Here is a 17322-nt window from a genome sequence, read left to right as displayed (position 1 = left end):
ATTCGGGGAGCCGTGGTTCAGAGCTTCCCGCACCGGTCCAGAAGGTGCTCGGCGTGGGACACACCTTCGTTGCTCGGACCTTGTCCAGCCGGGTCGGAGACTCTCACCTGGATCGTATCTTGCGATTCGTCGTCCACCGTACCCGCCACGATGTAGTTGACGACAAGCACATCGGTTTCCCGCAGCAGCCCCCGCGTGCGTTCCGCTCTCACGAATCCGAGGGAGCGGTCACCGTCCGTGATCATGTATCCGAGGCGTTGCAGCGTCGAACTCACGCAGTCGAATCCACCCGCGTCCACGTCCGCCGGACGGGTCATGATCAGCGGCCCACAGGCCGCCGCTCCGATCATGGCCATGAACACCGCCGCGAAGCGTCTCATTGATCACCTCCGGAGTCACGCACGCCTTTTCTTGCGAGGGCGGACGTCGATTCCGCAACCACTCTTCAGGCGTCCGCCCGGTTGCCGGTCTCGCCCGGCGTTCGGCTCTCCCCACACTGGTCCAGCAACCGCTCGGCTTCCGAGATGGCTTGCGACGTTGGACCCTTTTCGGTGGCAGACTTTCCTTTCCGCGAGGCTCTCACCGAGATCGCATCGTCCGACGGGTCGTCTTCCGTGCCTGAGGTCACGTAGTTCACGAGCAGGACATCAGTGGTCCCCGATCTTGATGACAAGAGCGACGGTCGGGCGGGACGTTCCGCCCGCACGAACCCGAGGGAGCGGTCGCCGGCCGTGATCATGTAGCCGAGGCGCTGCAACGTCACGAGCACGCAGTCGAGTCCACCAGCCGGCACACTTGCCGGACGCGTCATGATCTGGGGTCGTCCCGCACCACAGGCCACCGTCGCGGTCAGGGCAATGAACAGCACGGCACGGCGTCTCATCGAGCGTCTCCAAGTCCGAAGTCCGGCTGGCTCGGTCAGTAAAGGGGCCCGGCCACCATCGAGATGACGCTCGGAGGCGTGCCAGCGTCACCCCCCGGACGTGCCGCATCCGGGCCTGTCCGTGCGCCACGATTGCCTGGAGCCCCTGGGGCTCACCGGGACGGAGGCGGCGCGGAGGCTGGGGGTCAGCCGAAAGCAGCTCTCCGAACTCGTCAACGGCCGGTCGGGCATCTCTCCGGAAATGGCGATCCGCCTGGACAAGGCGTTTGGAGGCGGGGCTGAGACCTGGTATCGCCTTCAATCGGCCTACGACCGGCATCGCTATCGGTCGAACTCATCGAACCCCTCGCGTACTCCAAACGCCTGCGCGAGGCACAAGCGATCAATCAGATCGAGAGCCTTGTCTCCCCACTCGTCCCCCTGATGCTGCTGGTAGGTGCGGAACACCAGTTCCGCCACATCCATCGCTCGCCCCGACGCCCGCGTGCTGATGTCTCCTGCACTCTCTCCGAAGTGGTCGAGAAACCGTTCGCACACCAAACAAGTCACGCCGGGCAATCGACTGCGTGCTCGTTTCAGGGCGTAAAGGACCTCGTGGGCACTCTGCGGGAACGCTCGGCTCTCGACGAACGCCCCGATCAGCTCCTCATACCCCTCGAGTCCACGGTCCTCGAACTGTCGGAAACAGGTCGCTGCTCGCTGCCTCACAGCTTCGTCTTCGTCATCGAACAGGACCGTCAGATATCGCTCGCACCAAGCGCGATACGTTGATGCCGCGACGTTCTGGGACGCGACCTCCGCGATTCCTTGCCGATGGTCGACACTGCCTTCCATCGATCCCGCGACTAAATCGTCTGCGTCATGGCCATACAGGACTGCCAGCCCTGCCAATTGCGCTCCGGCTTTCTGGGCATCTGCCGAGCCGGACCGGATCATCTTTTCGATCAGTCCGCGCACTTCCTCGAATTTACACACCTTTTGACCCCACCTCGCGGCAGCTCGGGCCTTTGCATAAGTTACTTGACCTTTCGTTAGTAGTTTCATAGTTTCAATAAATGTCAGCGTTCGGCAATCGGCCGTGCGTTCCGGTTACAATGAATAGTAGAGATAAACGATGGATTCACTGATCATCGAAGTAGACGAATGGAAAGACTTTCTCGTTGCTGCGTCTCGCCACCTCCGCGACAACGGTTCAGAAGACGGCACCACCGTAGAAGTGAAAGATGGGGAGGGGCGCCATGCCCGCGTGAAATGGGAAGACAACGGAAGCCGTGGCACTCTGTTCTATGAGCGGCTAGACCGGGTAGAGCTTTCCTAAACGCCCTTCCTGTTTCGTAACGCCTGAGCGGGCCTAGCCTGTCCTGATCCGGAGTCGGTGCGACAGGTTCACCGGCCTGACCACATCTTGTTGGCGCCGATGACCTCCATCGGCGTACGGCCCCGAGTCCAGCGTCCGGGGCGGGCGCGGTCCTCGTTGTAGTAGCGAAGATATCTCTCCAGATCGCGGCGGAGACCGAGAAGCCCGGCACGAGGTACTGGGCGAAGGCAGGCTTCCAGCACTCCTCGAGGATCGTGCCGTGGACCCGCTCCACGCAGCCGTTGGTCTGGGGCCGTCCGCTGCGGATGAAACGGTGTTCCGCGCCGAGGCTCGCCACCGTCTCCCGGAACGCCCGCGCCGGGAACTCGTTGCCGTTGTCGATCATCACCGCCCCCAGCTCCCAGCCGAACCGCTTCAGATCTGCGGCCACCCACCGCGCCAACCCGGAGGCGTAGCGCGAGGCCGGGTTGTGCGGCGTCACGTGCAACTCGGCCCACGTATGGGCGCTCCCGTTGATCGCCGTGTACTGCCACACCACGTCCCTGTGTACCCCTGAGCTTGCCGACCCGGAAACAGTCCAACTGCACCGGCTCTCCCGGCCCGTCCACCTCCAGGCGGCCCACCTTCGGCGCCGGCCGCTTCTCCACTTCGCACGCCTCAGCTCCGCCGACACCCGTTTCGGACCGAACCCCGGGTGCGCCAGCGAAAACGCCACCACCCGCTGCTCCACCAAAGCCGGTGTCGCGTTCGGCATTCGCGGGTGCCGTCGCTCCCGTGGCCGCAGCGCCTCCGGCCCGCAGGAGAACCTCGGTGCTTGACGTTCGCCGCTTTCACTCGTAGCCATGTCATGCCCGGTCATGCGAGTTGCCACCGACCGGGCGTGTAGGTCGGGACATCATCATCGAGGCCCCCCGTTTCTCCGGCCACCCCCTTCGAGAGGACCACACCGACGCCGCATGCCTGACAAAGACTCGACGACACGAAAGATCATCCCCACCGAACCGGGGAGTGAACTGCTTCGCGACGTGATGGCGCTGGGTCGCGCGAACGTGAAGACGCTCGGCTTCTTCCCGGAGGGTGCCTTCGAGGACTACGCCTCCCGCAGCCAAGTGCTCGCCTGCGTTGAGGATGAGCGCCTCGTCGGTTACGTCGCTTTTCGTACCCGGAACCTCACGATAACGCTGGTGCACCTGTGTGTCGCCAGCGACCGACGGGGGCGAGGGATCGCCAAAGCCCTCGTCGATTACGTCTCCGAACAGTCCTTGGGCTTTGCTGGAATCCTCGCCAAGTGCCGCATCGACTTTCCTGCGAATGACATCTGGCCGAGGCTCGGATTCACGCATCGCAATGAAGTAGACGGACGAGCGACCCGAGAACCCACCAGGCTCGGCGTGTGGTGGCGCGATTTCGACCTACCGGATCTCTTCTCCACAGCGCCCTCGGAGCGGATCATCGTCGCTCTCGACGCCAACGTCCTGATCGACCTGCACGGGGACCCATCCGAACCGGAGCAAGAGGAATCGAAATCACTCCTCGCTGATTGGCTCGAGGATTCCATCGAATACGTCGTAACCGACGAGATCTTCACGGAGCTTGCCCGAAACTCCGACGCGGCGGCACATCGAGCACTCCGGGAGTACGCCCGAGGCTTTCGCTCCCTTACCGCCACTGATCACGACCTTACCCGACAACTCCACCGGCAGCTCACCAACGCCATCGGTCCCGGCGAGTCAGAGCAGGACAAATCGGATCGCCAGCACCTCGTCTTGTCCATGCTCGGTGGCGCTCACTTCTTCGTCACCAGGGATACCAACCTTCTTGACCTCGCTTCTCACATCGAGAAGAGCATTGGGCTCGTCGTCACTCGTCCCGCCGATTTCATTGCACGAACCCACGTCGAACTCACGGGACAGAGCTATGCCCCCACTCGCCTTTCCGGCTCGACCCTCACCATGCGACGGTATGCCGATGCCGACATCGACGATCTCGTGCAGACGTTTCAGGCGTTCGCCCATAGTGAACGAAGATCCGAGATTGTCACGGTTCTGCGTAATGCCCTCGCTCAGCCGACGCAGTCCGACGGTCAGATCGTAAGGGGGCAGGACGGTAGCCTGCGGGGCCTTCTCCTAGTCCGTTTCGGCGACGAGGAGGCGAGGATTCAACTGCTGCGAACGACGCGTGGACCTCTCTCCGACGTGCTAGCGCGCCACCTTGTCTGGTTCGCCGTCCAACAGGCTCGTCATGGGGGGCATGGCGTCATCCGCTTGATGGATGAGCACATTTCACCGGCCGCGGAAGGCGTCCTGGGTGTCCTGGGCTTCCAGCCTGCCGACGAAGGCATGGCCAAGGTAAACGGCATCGGCGTCCTAAGCACGCGCGATCTTGCCGATCATCTGCGGAGGGTCGATCCTGGTTTCACGGATCCCGCTTGGATGGACGAGGCCCTGAGCGCTCTCGATCGCGAGCCATCGGAGATGCCGATTCAATTCGCGTTCGCGTGCGAACGCCTGATGTGGCCTGCGAAGCTCTTGGACACCGCTCTTCCGTCGTACAGCATACCCATACAACCCGAGTGGGCAGCGCAGCTGTTCCACGCGCGGCTGGTAGAGGAGAGTCTTTTCGGATCCGATCCGCGGTTGATGCTGCGATTGGACAACGTGTACTATCGATCCTCGATCCCCAGGGGAGTGGAGGAACCGGCCCGAATCTTGTGGTACGTTAAGGACTCGCGTGAACGCCCCAGCACTAGGTGTTACGCAGCAACATCGCTGGTGGAGGAGGTCGTGCGCGGCCCAGCCAAGGAGATCTTTTCGCGGTTTAGGCGATATGGTGTCTTCAAGTGGCCTGACGTTCGCAACGTGGCGAAGGGCGATCCACTCGGACCGATCGAAGCCTTCCGGTTTGGCCACACTGAGTCGTTCAAGAAGCCGGTTGATCTGTCACGGGTCCGCGTCCTCGCAGCTCAACTGGGGGTGCCAGTGCCGTTCCTTCAATCGCCGTCTCGTGTGTCGGCTGAACTCTTCAAGGCAATCTATCGGGAAGGGGTTCCAAGCGATGGATGAACGGACGTTGGTTTTTTCCGTGCAGCCGAAGTTCGCCGAGAAGCTCTTGGATGGCGAGAAGACCGTGGAGCTTCGCCGAGTGCTTCCGCGCCGAATCGGAACCGGCGACTTCTTGCTGATCTACACAACGGCGCCTGAGGCGCGATTCATCGGGTTCTGCCGCGTCACCGGAGTCTTGCAAGGTTCTCCAGAAACGCTGTGGCCCCAAGTGGAGGCTTCGGCCGGTGTGACCCGAGCCGAGTATCGCCGATACTTCGGCGAGGCCAGCCGCGCTTTCGGAATCCAAATCGAGCGACCCGTCCGACTCCTCGCCGAGGTCTCGCTGGAGGAATCCCGCAGATACGCGCCGAACTTTCGCCCCCCGCAGAGCTTCCGCTACCTGAACAGCCTGGACGTAACGCTGCGCGAGGCGTTGAGCGCGGCAATGCAGCGCGCCGACGCAAGCCGCCAAGGACCGGTCGAAGCGACGTCCGGGCCCGGTTGACACATCGTCACGACGATGCCTCCGGCAGCGGCACGAACGCCTTCCGCCCCCGGCCGCGCCTTCCCGGACTTCGGCATTCCTCAGCCAGCGATACCAATCCCCGGAAGCTATGGTCCCGCACATTAGGTGGACCGTGAGTCGAGCCACTCTTTCCGGCGCGCCGAGAGCAGATGATCGGGCACGCGGCGTCCGCGCAGGGCGTAGACGGCAGTCGAGACTCTGCTGAGGATGGGGCTTCGGGTCAGCGTCGCGGTCATCGCTTGGGAAAGGCCGCGCATCTTCATCCCATCGACCATTTCCCGGAGGAGAATGATCCCCTGGTGCTCCTCGATCACCTCTACCAGGGCGCGTTCGGACTTCGACAGAACCTCGGACCGCGGTGGCTTGCCGCTGAGTCGGGCCAGTCCCCCGGCGACCTCAAACCCCGGATGCTGTTTCAGGACCGACTCCACGACGTCCCGCGGCGGCACCGGATCCAATCCGGGGCTGCGGAGAAGACCCGAGTGGAGTTCGACCATCGGCAGGGGAGTCGTAACCGCCAGCATCTTTCGAACTCGTCGGACCATCGATGAATCCGAGGAGGGCTTGGGGACCAGATACCCGAGAACGCGACTGTAGCTCTTGCCGCGTAGTGTAACGAGGGTCGCGGCATGTCCCGCGTCGAAGGGCGAGAGTTTTTCGAGGGCAGGTTCGTTCACCGCACCGACACGTCGAAGGTCATCGCGCACCTTACCCTTCAGCCTCCCGACGACGTCGCCGAGCCGTCCCGTCTCGATCCAGGCGGAGTGACCCTCGACCCCAACCCATACACGGATCTCCGGATCCCAACCGGTCTGCGGGACCAGGCCGGCATCCGAGAGCTCCGCCAGAGGACTGACAGACAAGCGGTCCGGCAGGATGCCTTCAGCGGACAACCGTTCGACCAGGACTGCGGTGGAGGCGATCCCCCCTGCGAGATCGATCTCTCGAACCACCCGGGAAGCGATCGGCAGCCGCAGGCCCGATGTGGCCAACCTCCGGAGATGGCCGGTTACGATCTGTCGGACCCTTTCGCGCGAGACCCCGGCTGCCTCGGCGAGTTCGTCCAACGTAGGCCGCCTCTCCGAACGATAGCGAAGGCGTGCAAGCACCAGCTCTCGATTGCGGTCGCCCAGGTTCGCGCAGAGAGCCGCAACCTCTTCGTCCAGGGTCTTCGCTGACGCAATCGATCGCAGAAGCTCAGCGCCCAGGGCCGGAACGCCTACTCCGCCCGGTTCGGCCCAGCTCATTTCGGCGAGCTTGTCCATCGGAATCGTACGCAGGACATCCACCAACCCACCTAGCTTGGCAAGTTGAGCCGGGCTGAGAACACGAGCGAGATCCCAGTCGCGTAAATCTCCGAGAGTATGGCAACCCCATTGATCGAGCACCGCCACCGTAACCCTGTTGAGAGCGAGACTCGAAATCGGAACGGGGGCCAGGTGCGGGGGGAGGCCGGCGATGGTCGGCGTGTCGCCCTGGAACGTCTCCCGGGTTGCCCCGATTGTCGCAAGGTGCCGGAAATAGTCAACGATCTCAGTCGCGGCTCGGGGGCCTATCTGGTCAAGCCACAAGAGATCTGCGGTGGACAGGCCATCCAATTCTCCGATGGTGCGCAAACCGTTGCGAAACAGGAGGTTTCTTGTACGAGCGGAGAGATCCGTCGCAATAATCGGCGTGTGCCGGATACCGGCAGGCACGTTTACAACTTCGAGCACCGTTACGGCACCAGGGGCTGGAGGCGGCCGAACTCGTACTCGGCGGGCGGCTCGGCGCCCATGAGGTGGCGGACGAAGTAATCCCAGCGGCGGCGCATCATGTAGGGCTCGTTGCCGAAGCCGTGGCCGCGGTTCGGGAACAGCAGCAGATCGAAGTCCTTGTTCGCGGCGATGAGCGCGTCCACGACCAGCATCGTGTTCGAGTGCGGGACGTTCGTGTCCATCGTGCCGTGCGCGATGAGGAGTTTCCCCTCGAGGTTATCGGCCACGAGCTGGTTCGCCTGGTTGTCGTAGTTCGTCGCGCCGTCGGCGTACGCCTCGAGCAGCCCCTGGTACTTTTCGCCCCAGTCGTCCTCGTAGTTGCGGTTGTCGTGGTTCCCCGCCTGGGAGACGGCGACCTTGTAGAAGTCCGGGTAGCGCAGGATCCCGGACGTGGAGGCGAACCCGCCGCCGGAGTGGCCGTAGATCCCCACCCGGCCGCTGTCGATCCACGGGTGGCGCTCGGCGAGTTGGCGGATGCCGGCGATCTGATCCGGGAGCCCGTTGTCGCCCATGTTCCCGTAGTAGGCGTCCTGGAACGTCTTCGACCGCCTCGGCGTGCCCATCGCGTCGAGTTCGATGACGACGAACCCGAGTTCGGCCAGCGACTGCAGGTCGCGGTGCGCGGCGCGGAAGCTCCGGCTCCCCACGCTCCCGCTCTGCGGCCCCGGATACAGGTAGTTGATCACGGGATACTTCGCGGCCGGATCGAAGTTCGAGGGACGGAACATCAGTCCGTACAGATCGGTCTCGCCGTCGCGCGCCTTCACCGTGAAGGGGATGGGCGGCTGCCATCCGCTGCGCTCGAGGCGCGAGATGTCCGCCCGTTCGGCGGTTTGCAGAAGCTCGCCGTCCATGTCCCGGACGACCGTCACGGGCGGCATCGTCGGCGTGGAGTACTGGTCGACGAACGTCTCCCCGTCGGGCGCCAGCCACACCGCGTGGTTCGCGCTGTCCGGCGTGAGCAGCGCGACATCGCCCTCGTCCAGCAGCGCGCGGTAGAGATACGCAAAATAGGGATCGCCCGGCTCATGCCCGTTCCCCATGAAAAGGATGTCCCCCGTCCCCTCGTCGACGCGGAGGACGCGTTCCACGTTCCACGCGCCCGACGTCACCTGCCGCTTCAGTGCTCCGGTGTTCGCGTCGTAGAGGTAGAGGTGCCCCCAGTCGTCGCGCTGCGAGTACCAGAGGATCTCGTCGGATTCGGAGAGATAGCGCCAGTTCGCGTGGGACTCGAAGAACGTCTCCACGACCTCCTCGAACAGGTCGCGCACCTCGCCCGTGGCCGCGTCGGCGATGCGGACGAGGGCCCGCTTGTGGTCTCTTGAACTCGAGACGAAGACGAGCCGGGAACCATCGGCGCTCCATTCGACATCGGAGAAGCTCCCGCGGCAGGCCACGTGGTCGCACACCGTGGAGCGGTGCGGGTCGGGGGGCATGTCCAGGCGGACCAGACGGCTCCCCTCCGGCGCCTCCGTGTCGATCACCACGCGGTGGATCCGGAAGATGACGGAGTCCTCCGGGAGCGGGTAGCGCCACGCCTCGAGTTCGGGGTGCCCGACCTCCGTCGTCACCATGTACATCATCCCCACCCCGCGCCCGTCGTGCTGGAAGGTGGCGATGCGGCGCGAGTCGGGAGACCACTTGAGCACGGGGCGGTCGCTCTTCACCCAGCCCGCGTTGTTCGTCGCATAACCGAAGTCCTCGACCCCGTCTTCGGTAAGCTGCCTCGTCTCCCCCGTGGCCAAGTCACGGAGCCACAGGTTGTGATCGCGGATGAAGGCCGCCTTCGTCCCATCGGGCGACACGATGTCGAAGCGGCCGGCCGGCGTGGCCTCGGGCGGCGGGACCGCCTCGCAGCGGTCGGGGTCGAGCCCGCAGGCGTGCGTCTCCCCTTCGACGTCGACCTCGAAGCGCACCGACCCGGCCTCCAGGGCGAGGTCTCCGAATGGGAGCGCGAAGGCGGTGTACTCCTCGCCGCTCGCCGCGGTGAGCGCGGCGGCCATGCGCGCGTGGTCGAAGGCGCGCTCCCGCGTCCCCGCGGCCGGATCGACGATCACGTACTCGGTGCCACCCTCGAACCGGTTCCGATACCAGAACCGTCCGTCGTCCAGCCAGGCGGGAAGCACGGAAGCCCCGAGCACGAGCGGGTTCGTGTGGCTCCCGAGCCGCCCCTCCGCCCGTTCGTAGTCCGCCTCCGTCAGCGCGGCGGGCGCGTCCTGACCAGCCGCCGGCGATCCGCGAACAGAGAGCGCCGCCCCCAAGCCACATACCACCACGGCGAGGCGATGGAGCGCGAGAGGTGTGGTTGCGGACGTGCAACGTGCATTCGGGACGAGAGCCATAGCGATCGACCTTCTTCCGATTGATACCTGGATGAACCGGACCGCCAAGATGCTTGTTGTCCGAGGGCCCGGCCACGGGCGTTCGCGGGCGGTGGCAACCGCCTGCTTGTGGACACCACGGGATGAGGATTATGGTATGCATGAAACTAGATACCACATACAACAGAATTACCATTTCAGGAATCGTGCCATGACTATACCGGATCACGCGGCGGGCAACATGGTCGAATGCGAGCGGGTGGCGATCGACGCCGCAGGGCGGCTGGTCGTGCCCGGTAGATTCCGGAAGGCTCTGGGAATCCAGGGGCCGCAGCACTTGGTCATTGGACTTGAGGGCGACACGCTTCGGCTGAGTACGACGGACGGTGTGATTCGCCGCTACCAGGACCTGGCCAGACGGCGGAAGCGGACCCCCGGCAGTGTCGTGGATGCGTTTATTGCGGAGCGGCGTCGAGAGGCTGCCGAGGAGTGATGCCGGCGTCGGTGTTGCTGGATGCGTCGGCGCTCCTGGCCCTCGTGTTCGAGGAGGACGGGGCTCCGCAGGTTCGGGAGACCGTGCGTCGGGGCGCGGCGATCTCGGCCGTGAACGCCGCCGAGGTGGCTGCGCGTCTCGGCGGTGAAGGCTGGACGCCCGATGAAGTTGAGGGGTTCTTCGCTGAATCGAACATCGATGTGTTACCCTTCGATTCCTCTGCCGCACTTCTGAGCGGATCATATCGCCGGTTGACCCGGCACATCGGCCTGAGCCTGGGCGACAGAGCGTGCTTGGCCACCGCCCGGCGACTCGGCCTCGCAGCGCTCACCGCCGACAGGGTGTGGACCGAGTTGGAGCTGGACGGCGTCGAAATCGTCTGCATCCGCTGACCACCGAAGTCTACCGCAGTCCCGTTTAACCGCTTAACCGCGATCTGAGGCAGGCTTATCCGGGGATTTCCTCCCTGTCGGTTTCGACGAGTTCGTAGAGGGCCACGGTGGGGACATCGAACGCGTCGCGTTGCCGGACGAGCACCCAGTCCCGGCCGGCGTCGAGGAGGGCGGAGCCACCGGGCATCGCGAGGCGCCGCAGCCAGGCGCCGTCCCGGTCCAGGAGGTGCAGTTCCTCTCCGGGCGCCCGCCAGCGGTACGTCCTGATCCATATGCTGCCGTCAGGCAAAGAGAGGAGGGATTCGTAGGCGGGGAAGCGCTCGGGCAGGTACGCCCGCCTCTCCGGCCAGACCTCGCGCTCGAAGCGGCGGCGGCCCTCCCGGTCGGAATACCGATCCAGACCCGAGAGGTAGTCCCGGTACCGCTCGACCTGCTCGTCGGTGACGGCGAGGTCGGGGCCGGCCCAGCGGGCGGTGCGCGTGACCCGGCCCGTCCAGTCCAGATGCTGCAGTTCGTAGTCGTTCGATGTCCCGAACCACACACCCGTGTCCACGGCCGCGAAGACCATGCTTCGTCCCCAGTAGCTCGGCATGACGCTGCCTCGGGAAATGCGCGTCCGCTCCGCGCCCGGAATCCCGGACTGCAGGACGGTCACGCCGTCGGTCACGGCAACCCTCAGAGACACGCGCCAGCGCCACTGTTCGCCCACGGCCCGCTCAAGGGCGCTTGGTCGATCCTCCGGCCACGGCGTGAATACGAGGCGGCCATCGGTTGAGCAGGCGGGTGTCCCGTATGGATTCGCGCCGATGGAGTTGAGCGTGCGCGTGTCGACGACGTTGCCGTCGAGATCCAGTTGGGTGATGCGGTCCTGGACCCAGTCGAAGACGGTGATCGTCGCTCCGGGGCAGTGCCGCAGGAGGCGCAGGCCCCGGTACTCTCCGGGCCCGTCCCCTTCCCGCCCGCTCGTCCACAGATGCCGTCCGTTCGCGTCGTATCGGCGCACGTTATCGCTCTGCTCGTCCACGACGACGATGCTCCCGTCATCCAGACGAACGGCGCCCGTCACCTCCCCGAAGATGTACTCGAGCGGACCATCGAGCGCGCCGATGCGGACCCGCGGCTCCTCGGCCAGCGTCAGATCGGCGTCGCGGGGCGTGGCGCTCTCGACCACCGCCTGGGCCCCGGTCAGCGCAGCCGCCAGCGCGAGCGTCGAGATCATCGGCCGTGGATCGCCGCAGTCGCCGCAGTCAAGACGAAGCCGACGCGTCGGCCGTCGTGCGCAGGGCGTCGATGCGGCGGGCGACGCCCTCTTCGTAGCCGGATTCTTCAAAGCCTTCGCGCTTGAACTGGATGGTGCCCGCCCGATCCAGGTAGAACGTCGTGGGATAGCCGAGGATCTCGTAGTCCAGGGCGAGCCCCTGCTCGTCGAACATGACGGGGAACGTGAAGCCGCCCTCCTCGATCTGCCGCGCGACCTCTTCGCGGGGGGACCCGGCCGTGGCGACGGTGAGGAACACGACATCCTCGTCGTCTTCGTACGTCTCCAAGAGTTCGACGAAGTGCGGGAACTCCTGGAGGCACGGACCGCACCACGTCGCCCAGAACTTGAGCACGACGATCTTCCCTTCGAGGTCGCTCAGCCGCCACTCGATCCCGGTCTGGTCCGCGAGCGCGAACGCCGGAGCCTCGCGCTCGAGGCGATCGCCCAGTTCGCGCCGATCCATCTCCTCCTCGACGACGGGGCGCCGTACGGCGAGCCGCTCCTCGACGGTTTCGGGAGAAAGATCAGCGGCTGCGGCGGCTTCTTCCGCGAGGGGCTCGAACCGGGAACCGCCGAAGGCGATCGCCTCCACGAAGGCGTCCAGAGCCTCCACCGGCCGGTCCGTGCGCAGGAGATGACGCCCGTACTCCCCAAGCGTGGTCTCACGTCTGGACTCGGTCGCCACCTGCTCGAACAGTTCGCCCGCCGCTTCGGTCTCGCCGAGTTGCGTGAGGGCGCGGGCCCGGAGGATGCGGGCCCTGTCGATCAGGATCTGCCGCGACCGCTCGCGCTCGTCGCCCCGGAGGCCGGGGTACAGGTATCCCGGGCTGTGTGCGCGCAAGTCTTCCTCGATCGCGACCGCTTCATCGAGCACCGCCTGCGGCTCGATCCCGAAGTAGAGCAGGCCGCGGAGCGCCGAGAACACGCCCTCCCGCCACTGGACCACGGCCATCGAGGCATCGAACAGCTCGCCGGCCACCTCCGGTGCGAGCGGCGCATGCGGTGGTTCCGCCGCGACGGTCGCCGCCCCCCATACCGTCCTGCTGCTCGGCGCATCACCGTCGATTGAAGCGAGCGCGCGCTCCGTCACCACCGTATGGTTGCGGTCTACCCAAGCACCGCGTCCCCCGAGATCCCTCGACTTCAACCCCTCGGCGGCGAGGCGCGCCAGGTCGACCGTGCTATCGGCATACCCGCCCCGGGCCATCGAGAAATCGAGAGTCAGGTCCCAATACCGCATGTCATCCGCCAACACTCCCCGGTCGGGCGCCGCCTCGAGTCGTTCCAGCCAGCGGTCCGCATCGTCTTCGCGCCGCAGCACGCGAAAGTCGTATCCCGCGGCGAGCCGGTACAGAACCGGGGCCGCCACGTCCGCATCGTCTTCGGCCTCGGCCGCGAGCGCGTCGAGCGCGGCCCCGATCGAATCCCTCACGACCTGGCCTCGGTCGCCTTCCTCTCGTTCGGCGAGCGCGACGCGGAGCGCACCTACCGCGTGGAGCAGGATCTGGTCGTCCGGCCGCGTGGCCCGCACCTCGGCGAGGACCGTGCGATACGCGTCGAGTTGGCCCAAGTCCTCGGCCGCATCCTGTGCTTCGTCATAAATGACGGGCCGGTCCGGCGCGTGGCGGAGTGCCTCCGGGAGGACCTGGAGGATTCTCTCCCCATACCTCCGATCGGTCTCGAAGATGCCGGCCCAGCGAAGATCGTGGACGTAGCCTTCCCAGGCAGCGGGATCGCCGGGTTCCAGTTCGAGCACCCGCTGCCAGGCCCGCACGGCTGCCGCATGCAGACTGAAATAGCTGGCGAGCGTGGCGTACTGCCGGTGCGCCTCGGCGTCGTCGGGCGATGCGGCGCGCGCCGAATCGTAGCGGGCCATGGCGCGCTCGAACTCGATGGCTTCCGCATCGGCGGCCGCGTCGGCCATCAGTTCGGCGTGCGGGCGGGCGTCGCCGCAACCCGCGAGGACGGATAGACACACCCCCGTGAGGGTCAGATGCCGTCTCATGGATTGTCTCATGGATTCGCTCCTGTGGACGTTCTCCTGCGGACGTTCTCCTGTGGACGTTGAGTCGCCATGCCCCGAAGATGCCGGGACGGGTCGGGAAGCACTGATCACGTCGGATCGATCTTTGGAGTCACGATAAGGATGAGCACGGGCGCGTCCGCAGAGCGGCGCGCCGATCCCAACACCACCCTCTGACCATCGCGGATCGTGACAGAGGCTTCGAGAAGCGGTAGGGGCACCAGATCGGTGAGGGTCACCGTGGCGCGGACGGTCCTTGCGGTATGGCGCGCACGGACCTCCGTGCTGATCGCCAACGGAGTCAGGGAATCGTCCGGGACGATTCTCTGGGATCCGCTACCGCCAACGGTGCTGCTATTGAGATATGACAGGCCGACGTTCAGCACCGAAGTCGACAGGAGCCGGTATCCCTTGAAGTTGAAGAGCCTCCTCAGTTCGCTCACGACGTCCGCGATCTCCGGGTCGTGGTCGCTGAAGCCATCCGCCTCGACCAGGTGAAAGAGGAGTTGGACGTTCTGGATGGTTTCCGCCGCATCCTCGCGCTCCTGCGCGCTTGCCATGCCCGGGAGCGCGCCGAGGGCCAACGTCGTGATCAAGGCCCGGCGGAGACTCGCGCTCACCTTCCGGTTCTCCCGCACGTTCACCCTTCCTTGCGTCTTGCCGATCATCAGTCACTCTCCTCCGGGCTCAGCAGCCATACGACGGCAATGTCGGGATCGTTCGTGGGGAAGACCACGAACGGCCCGTCGGCCTCCACATCCATTTCGCTCACCATGCTCCGCGGGGGGGACGCGACGGGGTCGTTCACCTCTTCGATGGCGCCGTCGGGCAACAGGAGCAGGGCCGCCACGACGGCCGCCGCCGCGAGCGGCCCCGCGGTCCACCTCCGCCACGGGCGCCGACGCTCCACGGGCGTGGCAGGCTCATGCGGCACGGCGGGCAGGCCGTCGCCCAGCTCGTTTGCCAGCGCCGACAGAACGGCGTGCATGTTCCGTTCGTCTCGCGCGATTCGCTCCGCGTCCCGTTCAGCCATCGTCCCCCCCGGTTTCCGTTTTCGCGGGTTGCGCCAGCATCTCCTTCCGCATCCTGCGCCGCGCGCGAAGCAGATGTACGCGCAGCGTGTTCGGGTTCATCTCCAGCAGCCGCGCCGCCTCCGCGGGTCTCAGTCCCTGCAGGTCCACCAGATCGAAGACCTCCCGCTGCGCCATGGGCAGCTCCGTCACGAGAGTCCGAATCAGTCGCAGCGTCCGCTTCATCTCGATGTCATCCAGCGGATCCTCCAACTCGGGCACGCGCGCCTCGGCCAGCCACTCCGCCTTCTCGGCCAGCCGCTGCTCCCGCCGCCTCGCCCGCTGGTGATCCAGGCTCGCGTTCCGCGTGATGCGGTAGACCCAGCTCGTCACCCTGGCGCGGCCATCGAAGCTCGCGATCGAGTTCAGCGTCTTCATCAGGACGAGTTGCGCGACGTCCTCCGCGTCATCGGGATCGCCGGTCATGACCAATGCCCACCGGCATACCAGGGGACGAAGCGCGCCCGCCAGCCTGTCGAGCGCCCCTCGCTCTCCCTGTCTGGCCCCTTCGACCAGTTCCAGGATCTCTCGGTCGGAGAGCATGGCGCTCCCGGCCCCTTCCCCCGCGGGTGGTTTTGATAGGTGAGACGGCGCTGCCGGGTGGAGCGTTTACCTTGGAGGTGGAAGGATCGTCATCCGCCGGCTTCGGCCAGTTCGTAAAGAGCAACCGTCGGGACGCCCAGTTGATCGCGCTGGCGCAGGAGCACCCAGTCCCGGCCCGCGTCGAGGACGACTCCGCCCGGGATCATGAGTCGGCGAAGCCATACGCCGTTCGCGTCGAGCAGGTGCAGTTCCTCGCCGGCCGCCCGCCAGGCGTGGGTCTTGACCCAGAAGGCGCCGTCGGGCAGTGCGATCAGAGCTTCGTACGCGGGGAATCGCTCCGGAAGCTGCTCCCGGATGTCCGGCCAGACCTCCCGCTCGAAGTTCCGCCGGGCTTCGGCGTCGTCGTACCGCGCCAGCCAGCCTTCCCGATAGCTGTCGACGCGGTCGTTCGTCACGTTGAGGTCGGGGCCGGCCCAGCGGGCGACCCGGGTGACCCGACCCGTCCAATTCAGTTGCTCGAGTTCGTAATCATCGGCCGTCCCGTACCACACGCCGGCCCCGGCGGCCGCGAACACCATGTCGCGCCCCCACCAGCGCGGACCGCTGGATCCGGCCTGGATGAAGAACCGTTCGGCGCCCGGGATCCCCGAGCGGAGGGTGACGACGCTGTCACCCTCGAAGGCTTCGAGGGCCGTTCGCCACCGGTAGAGGTCCCCCTCGGCCAGACCTTCCTCGTAGCTCTCACCCATGTCGTCGGGCCACGGCGTGTACACCAGGCGACCATCGGGCGCACAGAGGGGGTCGTTGTAGGGGCGGACGCCGGCAGCAAGTAACGAACGCGTCGCGAGCACGTTGCCATCGAGATCCAGTTCGGTGATGCGGTCCAGGCTCCAGTCGAAGACGGTGACCGGCGCCCCGGGGCAGTTCCTGAGGAGCCGGAGCCCCTTGTACTCCCCCGGCCCCTCGCCCGACCTCCCGCTGGTCCACAGGTGACGCCCGTTCGCGTCGAATCTGCGCAGGTTGCCGCTCTGCTCGTCCGCGACGACGATGCCCCCGTCCTCAAGGCGGACCGCTCCCGTCACGTTGCCGAAGATGTATTCGAGCGGGCCGTCGACGATCCCGACCCGCAGCAGCGGCTCGTCCGCGAGCCTCAGGTCCGGATCGCGGGGCGCCGCGCTCTCGACCACCTCCTGACCGGCGAGTGTCGGCGGTGGCGCCAGCATCGAGACGGTGAGGAGCAGTACGGCGGCGCCCGGCACGCGGAGCCTGGATCGGTGCATTTCCGCTCCCGCGGAGAGACGTGGACAGGGAACGTCGATCTCACTCACGGGGACACAACTCCGATGCGAAAGCGTTGCGTCTCATGCAGAGCTTCACCCGTGCCGGGCTTCGATCCGCGAGCGGAACCACTCGGCGATCGCTTCCTCATCCAGCTTGCCGGCGGCCAGAGCCCACATCCTCTCCACCACCTCTTCGTCCGGCGCGACGAGGTCGAGTCCGTTGAGGCCGAGAAAGATGACCGCGGTGAGGAACGAGATGCGCTTGTTGCCGTCGCGGAACGGGTGACCGGAGCAGATGCCGAAGGTATGGCAGGCGGCCAGACGCGGCAGATCCGAGTCCGGTTCGCAGGTCCATCTCTGCCGCGCCCGGGCCAGGGCGGCCTCGAGGATCGTTCCGGCAAGATGAAGTTCGTA

General features: G+C 65.8%; 18 protein-coding genes. 6 read left to right on the top strand and 12 right to left on the bottom strand.

Annotated elements, in window-relative coordinates; genetic code table 11:
- Window positions 1–17 precede the first annotated feature (17 nt).
- Together ACOGXI_RS15165 and ACOGXI_RS15160 are read right to left on the bottom strand one after the other, a co-directional pair.
- Complete coding sequence (locus ACOGXI_RS15165) at window positions 18–380, bottom strand: hypothetical protein (protein WP_419939655.1); 363 nt, start codon at window positions 378–380, stop codon at window positions 18–20.
- A 65-nt stretch (window positions 381–445) separates the two neighbouring features.
- The gene (locus tag ACOGXI_RS15160) at window positions 446–883 is read right to left on the bottom strand and encodes a hypothetical protein (protein WP_419939654.1); all 438 of its coding nucleotides are present in this window, start codon (window positions 881–883) and stop codon (window positions 446–448) included.
- A gap of 100 nt (window positions 884–983) precedes the next feature.
- On the opposite strand from ACOGXI_RS15160, the gene ACOGXI_RS15155 reads away from it, so the two are divergent.
- A complete protein-coding gene (locus tag ACOGXI_RS15155; RefSeq protein WP_419939653.1) occupies window positions 984–1307 on the top strand; it encodes a HigA family addiction module antitoxin in 324 nt (107 codons plus the stop codon).
- Here ACOGXI_RS15155 and ACOGXI_RS15150 read toward each other — a convergent pair.
- A complete protein-coding gene (locus ACOGXI_RS15150) occupies window positions 1205–1858 on the bottom strand; it encodes a hypothetical protein (RefSeq protein ID WP_419940255.1) in 654 nt (217 codons plus the stop codon). The two genes, ACOGXI_RS15155 and ACOGXI_RS15150, sit on opposite strands and share 103 nt — an antisense overlap.
- A 139-nt stretch (window positions 1859–1997) precedes the next feature.
- On the opposite strand from ACOGXI_RS15150, the gene ACOGXI_RS15145 reads away from it, so the two are divergent.
- The 3 genes from ACOGXI_RS15145 (at window position 1998) to ACOGXI_RS15135 (ending at window position 5747) form a co-directional block, all read left to right on the top strand.
- Entirely contained in the window at window positions 1998–2201 is a 204-nt protein-coding gene (locus tag ACOGXI_RS15145; protein WP_419939652.1) for a hypothetical protein, read from the top strand.
- Between the two features lie 956 nt (window positions 2202–3157).
- Entirely contained in the window at window positions 3158–5263 is a 2106-nt protein-coding gene (locus ACOGXI_RS15140; RefSeq protein WP_419939651.1) for a GNAT family N-acetyltransferase, read from the top strand.
- Complete coding sequence (locus tag ACOGXI_RS15135) at window positions 5256–5747, top strand: hypothetical protein (protein WP_419939650.1); 492 nt, start codon at window positions 5256–5258, stop codon at window positions 5745–5747. Before ACOGXI_RS15140 ends, ACOGXI_RS15135 begins: the two co-directional genes overlap by 8 nt.
- Before the next feature lie 122 nt (window positions 5748–5869).
- On the opposite strand, the gene ACOGXI_RS15130 is transcribed toward ACOGXI_RS15135, so the two are convergent.
- Both ACOGXI_RS15130 and ACOGXI_RS15125 read right to left on the bottom strand, forming a co-directional pair.
- Window positions 5870–7483: a sigma factor-like helix-turn-helix DNA-binding protein gene (locus tag ACOGXI_RS15130; RefSeq protein WP_419939649.1), complete on the bottom strand. Its 1614-nt coding sequence runs from the start codon at window positions 7481–7483 to the stop codon at window positions 5870–5872.
- Window positions 7484–7485: 2 nt separating this feature from the next.
- Window positions 7486–9786 (bottom strand): DPP IV N-terminal domain-containing protein, encoded by a 2301-nt coding sequence (locus ACOGXI_RS15125; protein WP_419939648.1) that lies wholly within the window; start codon window positions 9784–9786, stop codon window positions 7486–7488.
- Window positions 9787–10057: 271 nt separating this feature from the next.
- On the opposite strand from ACOGXI_RS15125, the gene ACOGXI_RS15120 reads away from it, so the two are divergent.
- Window positions 10058–10339 carry a hypothetical protein gene (locus tag ACOGXI_RS15120; protein WP_419939647.1) on the top strand — a complete coding sequence of 94 codons (282 nt, stop codon included), beginning with the start codon at window positions 10058–10060 and terminating at the stop codon, window positions 10337–10339.
- Window positions 10339–10731: a type II toxin-antitoxin system VapC family toxin gene (locus tag ACOGXI_RS15115; RefSeq protein ID WP_419939646.1), complete on the top strand. Its 393-nt coding sequence runs from the start codon at window positions 10339–10341 to the stop codon at window positions 10729–10731. The genes ACOGXI_RS15120 and ACOGXI_RS15115 overlap by 1 nt, the downstream gene beginning before the upstream one ends.
- A 55-nt stretch (window positions 10732–10786) precedes the next feature.
- On the opposite strand, the gene ACOGXI_RS15110 is transcribed toward ACOGXI_RS15115, so the two are convergent.
- From ACOGXI_RS15110 to ACOGXI_RS15080, 7 genes are all read right to left on the bottom strand, one after another.
- Window positions 10787–11950: a hypothetical protein gene (locus ACOGXI_RS15110; protein WP_419939645.1), complete on the bottom strand. Its 1164-nt coding sequence runs from the start codon at window positions 11948–11950 to the stop codon at window positions 10787–10789.
- A 28-nt stretch (window positions 11951–11978) separates the two neighbouring features.
- Window positions 11979–13997 carry a redoxin domain-containing protein gene (locus ACOGXI_RS15105; protein ID WP_419939644.1) on the bottom strand — a complete coding sequence of 673 codons (2019 nt, stop codon included), beginning with the start codon at window positions 13995–13997 and terminating at the stop codon, window positions 11979–11981.
- Window positions 13998–14104: 107 nt separating this feature from the next.
- Window positions 14105–14683 carry a hypothetical protein gene (locus ACOGXI_RS15100; RefSeq protein WP_419939643.1) on the bottom strand — a complete coding sequence of 193 codons (579 nt, stop codon included), beginning with the start codon at window positions 14681–14683 and terminating at the stop codon, window positions 14105–14107.
- Window positions 14683–15048, bottom strand: coding sequence for a hypothetical protein (locus tag ACOGXI_RS15095; protein WP_419939642.1), 366 nt, complete (start codon window positions 15046–15048; stop codon window positions 14683–14685). Before ACOGXI_RS15095 ends, ACOGXI_RS15100 begins: the two co-directional genes overlap by 1 nt.
- A complete protein-coding gene (locus ACOGXI_RS15090) occupies window positions 15041–15628 on the bottom strand; it encodes an RNA polymerase sigma factor (RefSeq protein ID WP_419939641.1) in 588 nt (195 codons plus the stop codon). Before ACOGXI_RS15090 ends, ACOGXI_RS15095 begins: the two co-directional genes overlap by 8 nt.
- 89 nt (window positions 15629–15717) lie before the next feature.
- On the bottom strand, window positions 15718–16908 hold the full coding sequence (locus ACOGXI_RS15085; RefSeq protein ID WP_419939640.1) for a hypothetical protein: 1191 nt from the start codon (window positions 16906–16908) through the stop codon (window positions 15718–15720).
- 93 nt (window positions 16909–17001) lie between these two features.
- A complete protein-coding gene (locus ACOGXI_RS15080) occupies window positions 17002–17283 on the bottom strand; it encodes a type II toxin-antitoxin system death-on-curing family toxin (protein WP_419940219.1) in 282 nt (93 codons plus the stop codon).
- Window positions 17284–17322 lie beyond the last annotated feature (39 nt).

Origin of the sequence: Candidatus Palauibacter sp. (genome assembly GCF_965208055.1) — a bacterium.
Classification (GTDB): domain Bacteria; phylum Gemmatimonadota; class Gemmatimonadetes; order Palauibacterales; family Palauibacteraceae; genus Palauibacter.
Note: the sequence above shows the minus strand (reverse complement) of the source record. Positions and strands in the feature narration are given on the sequence as shown.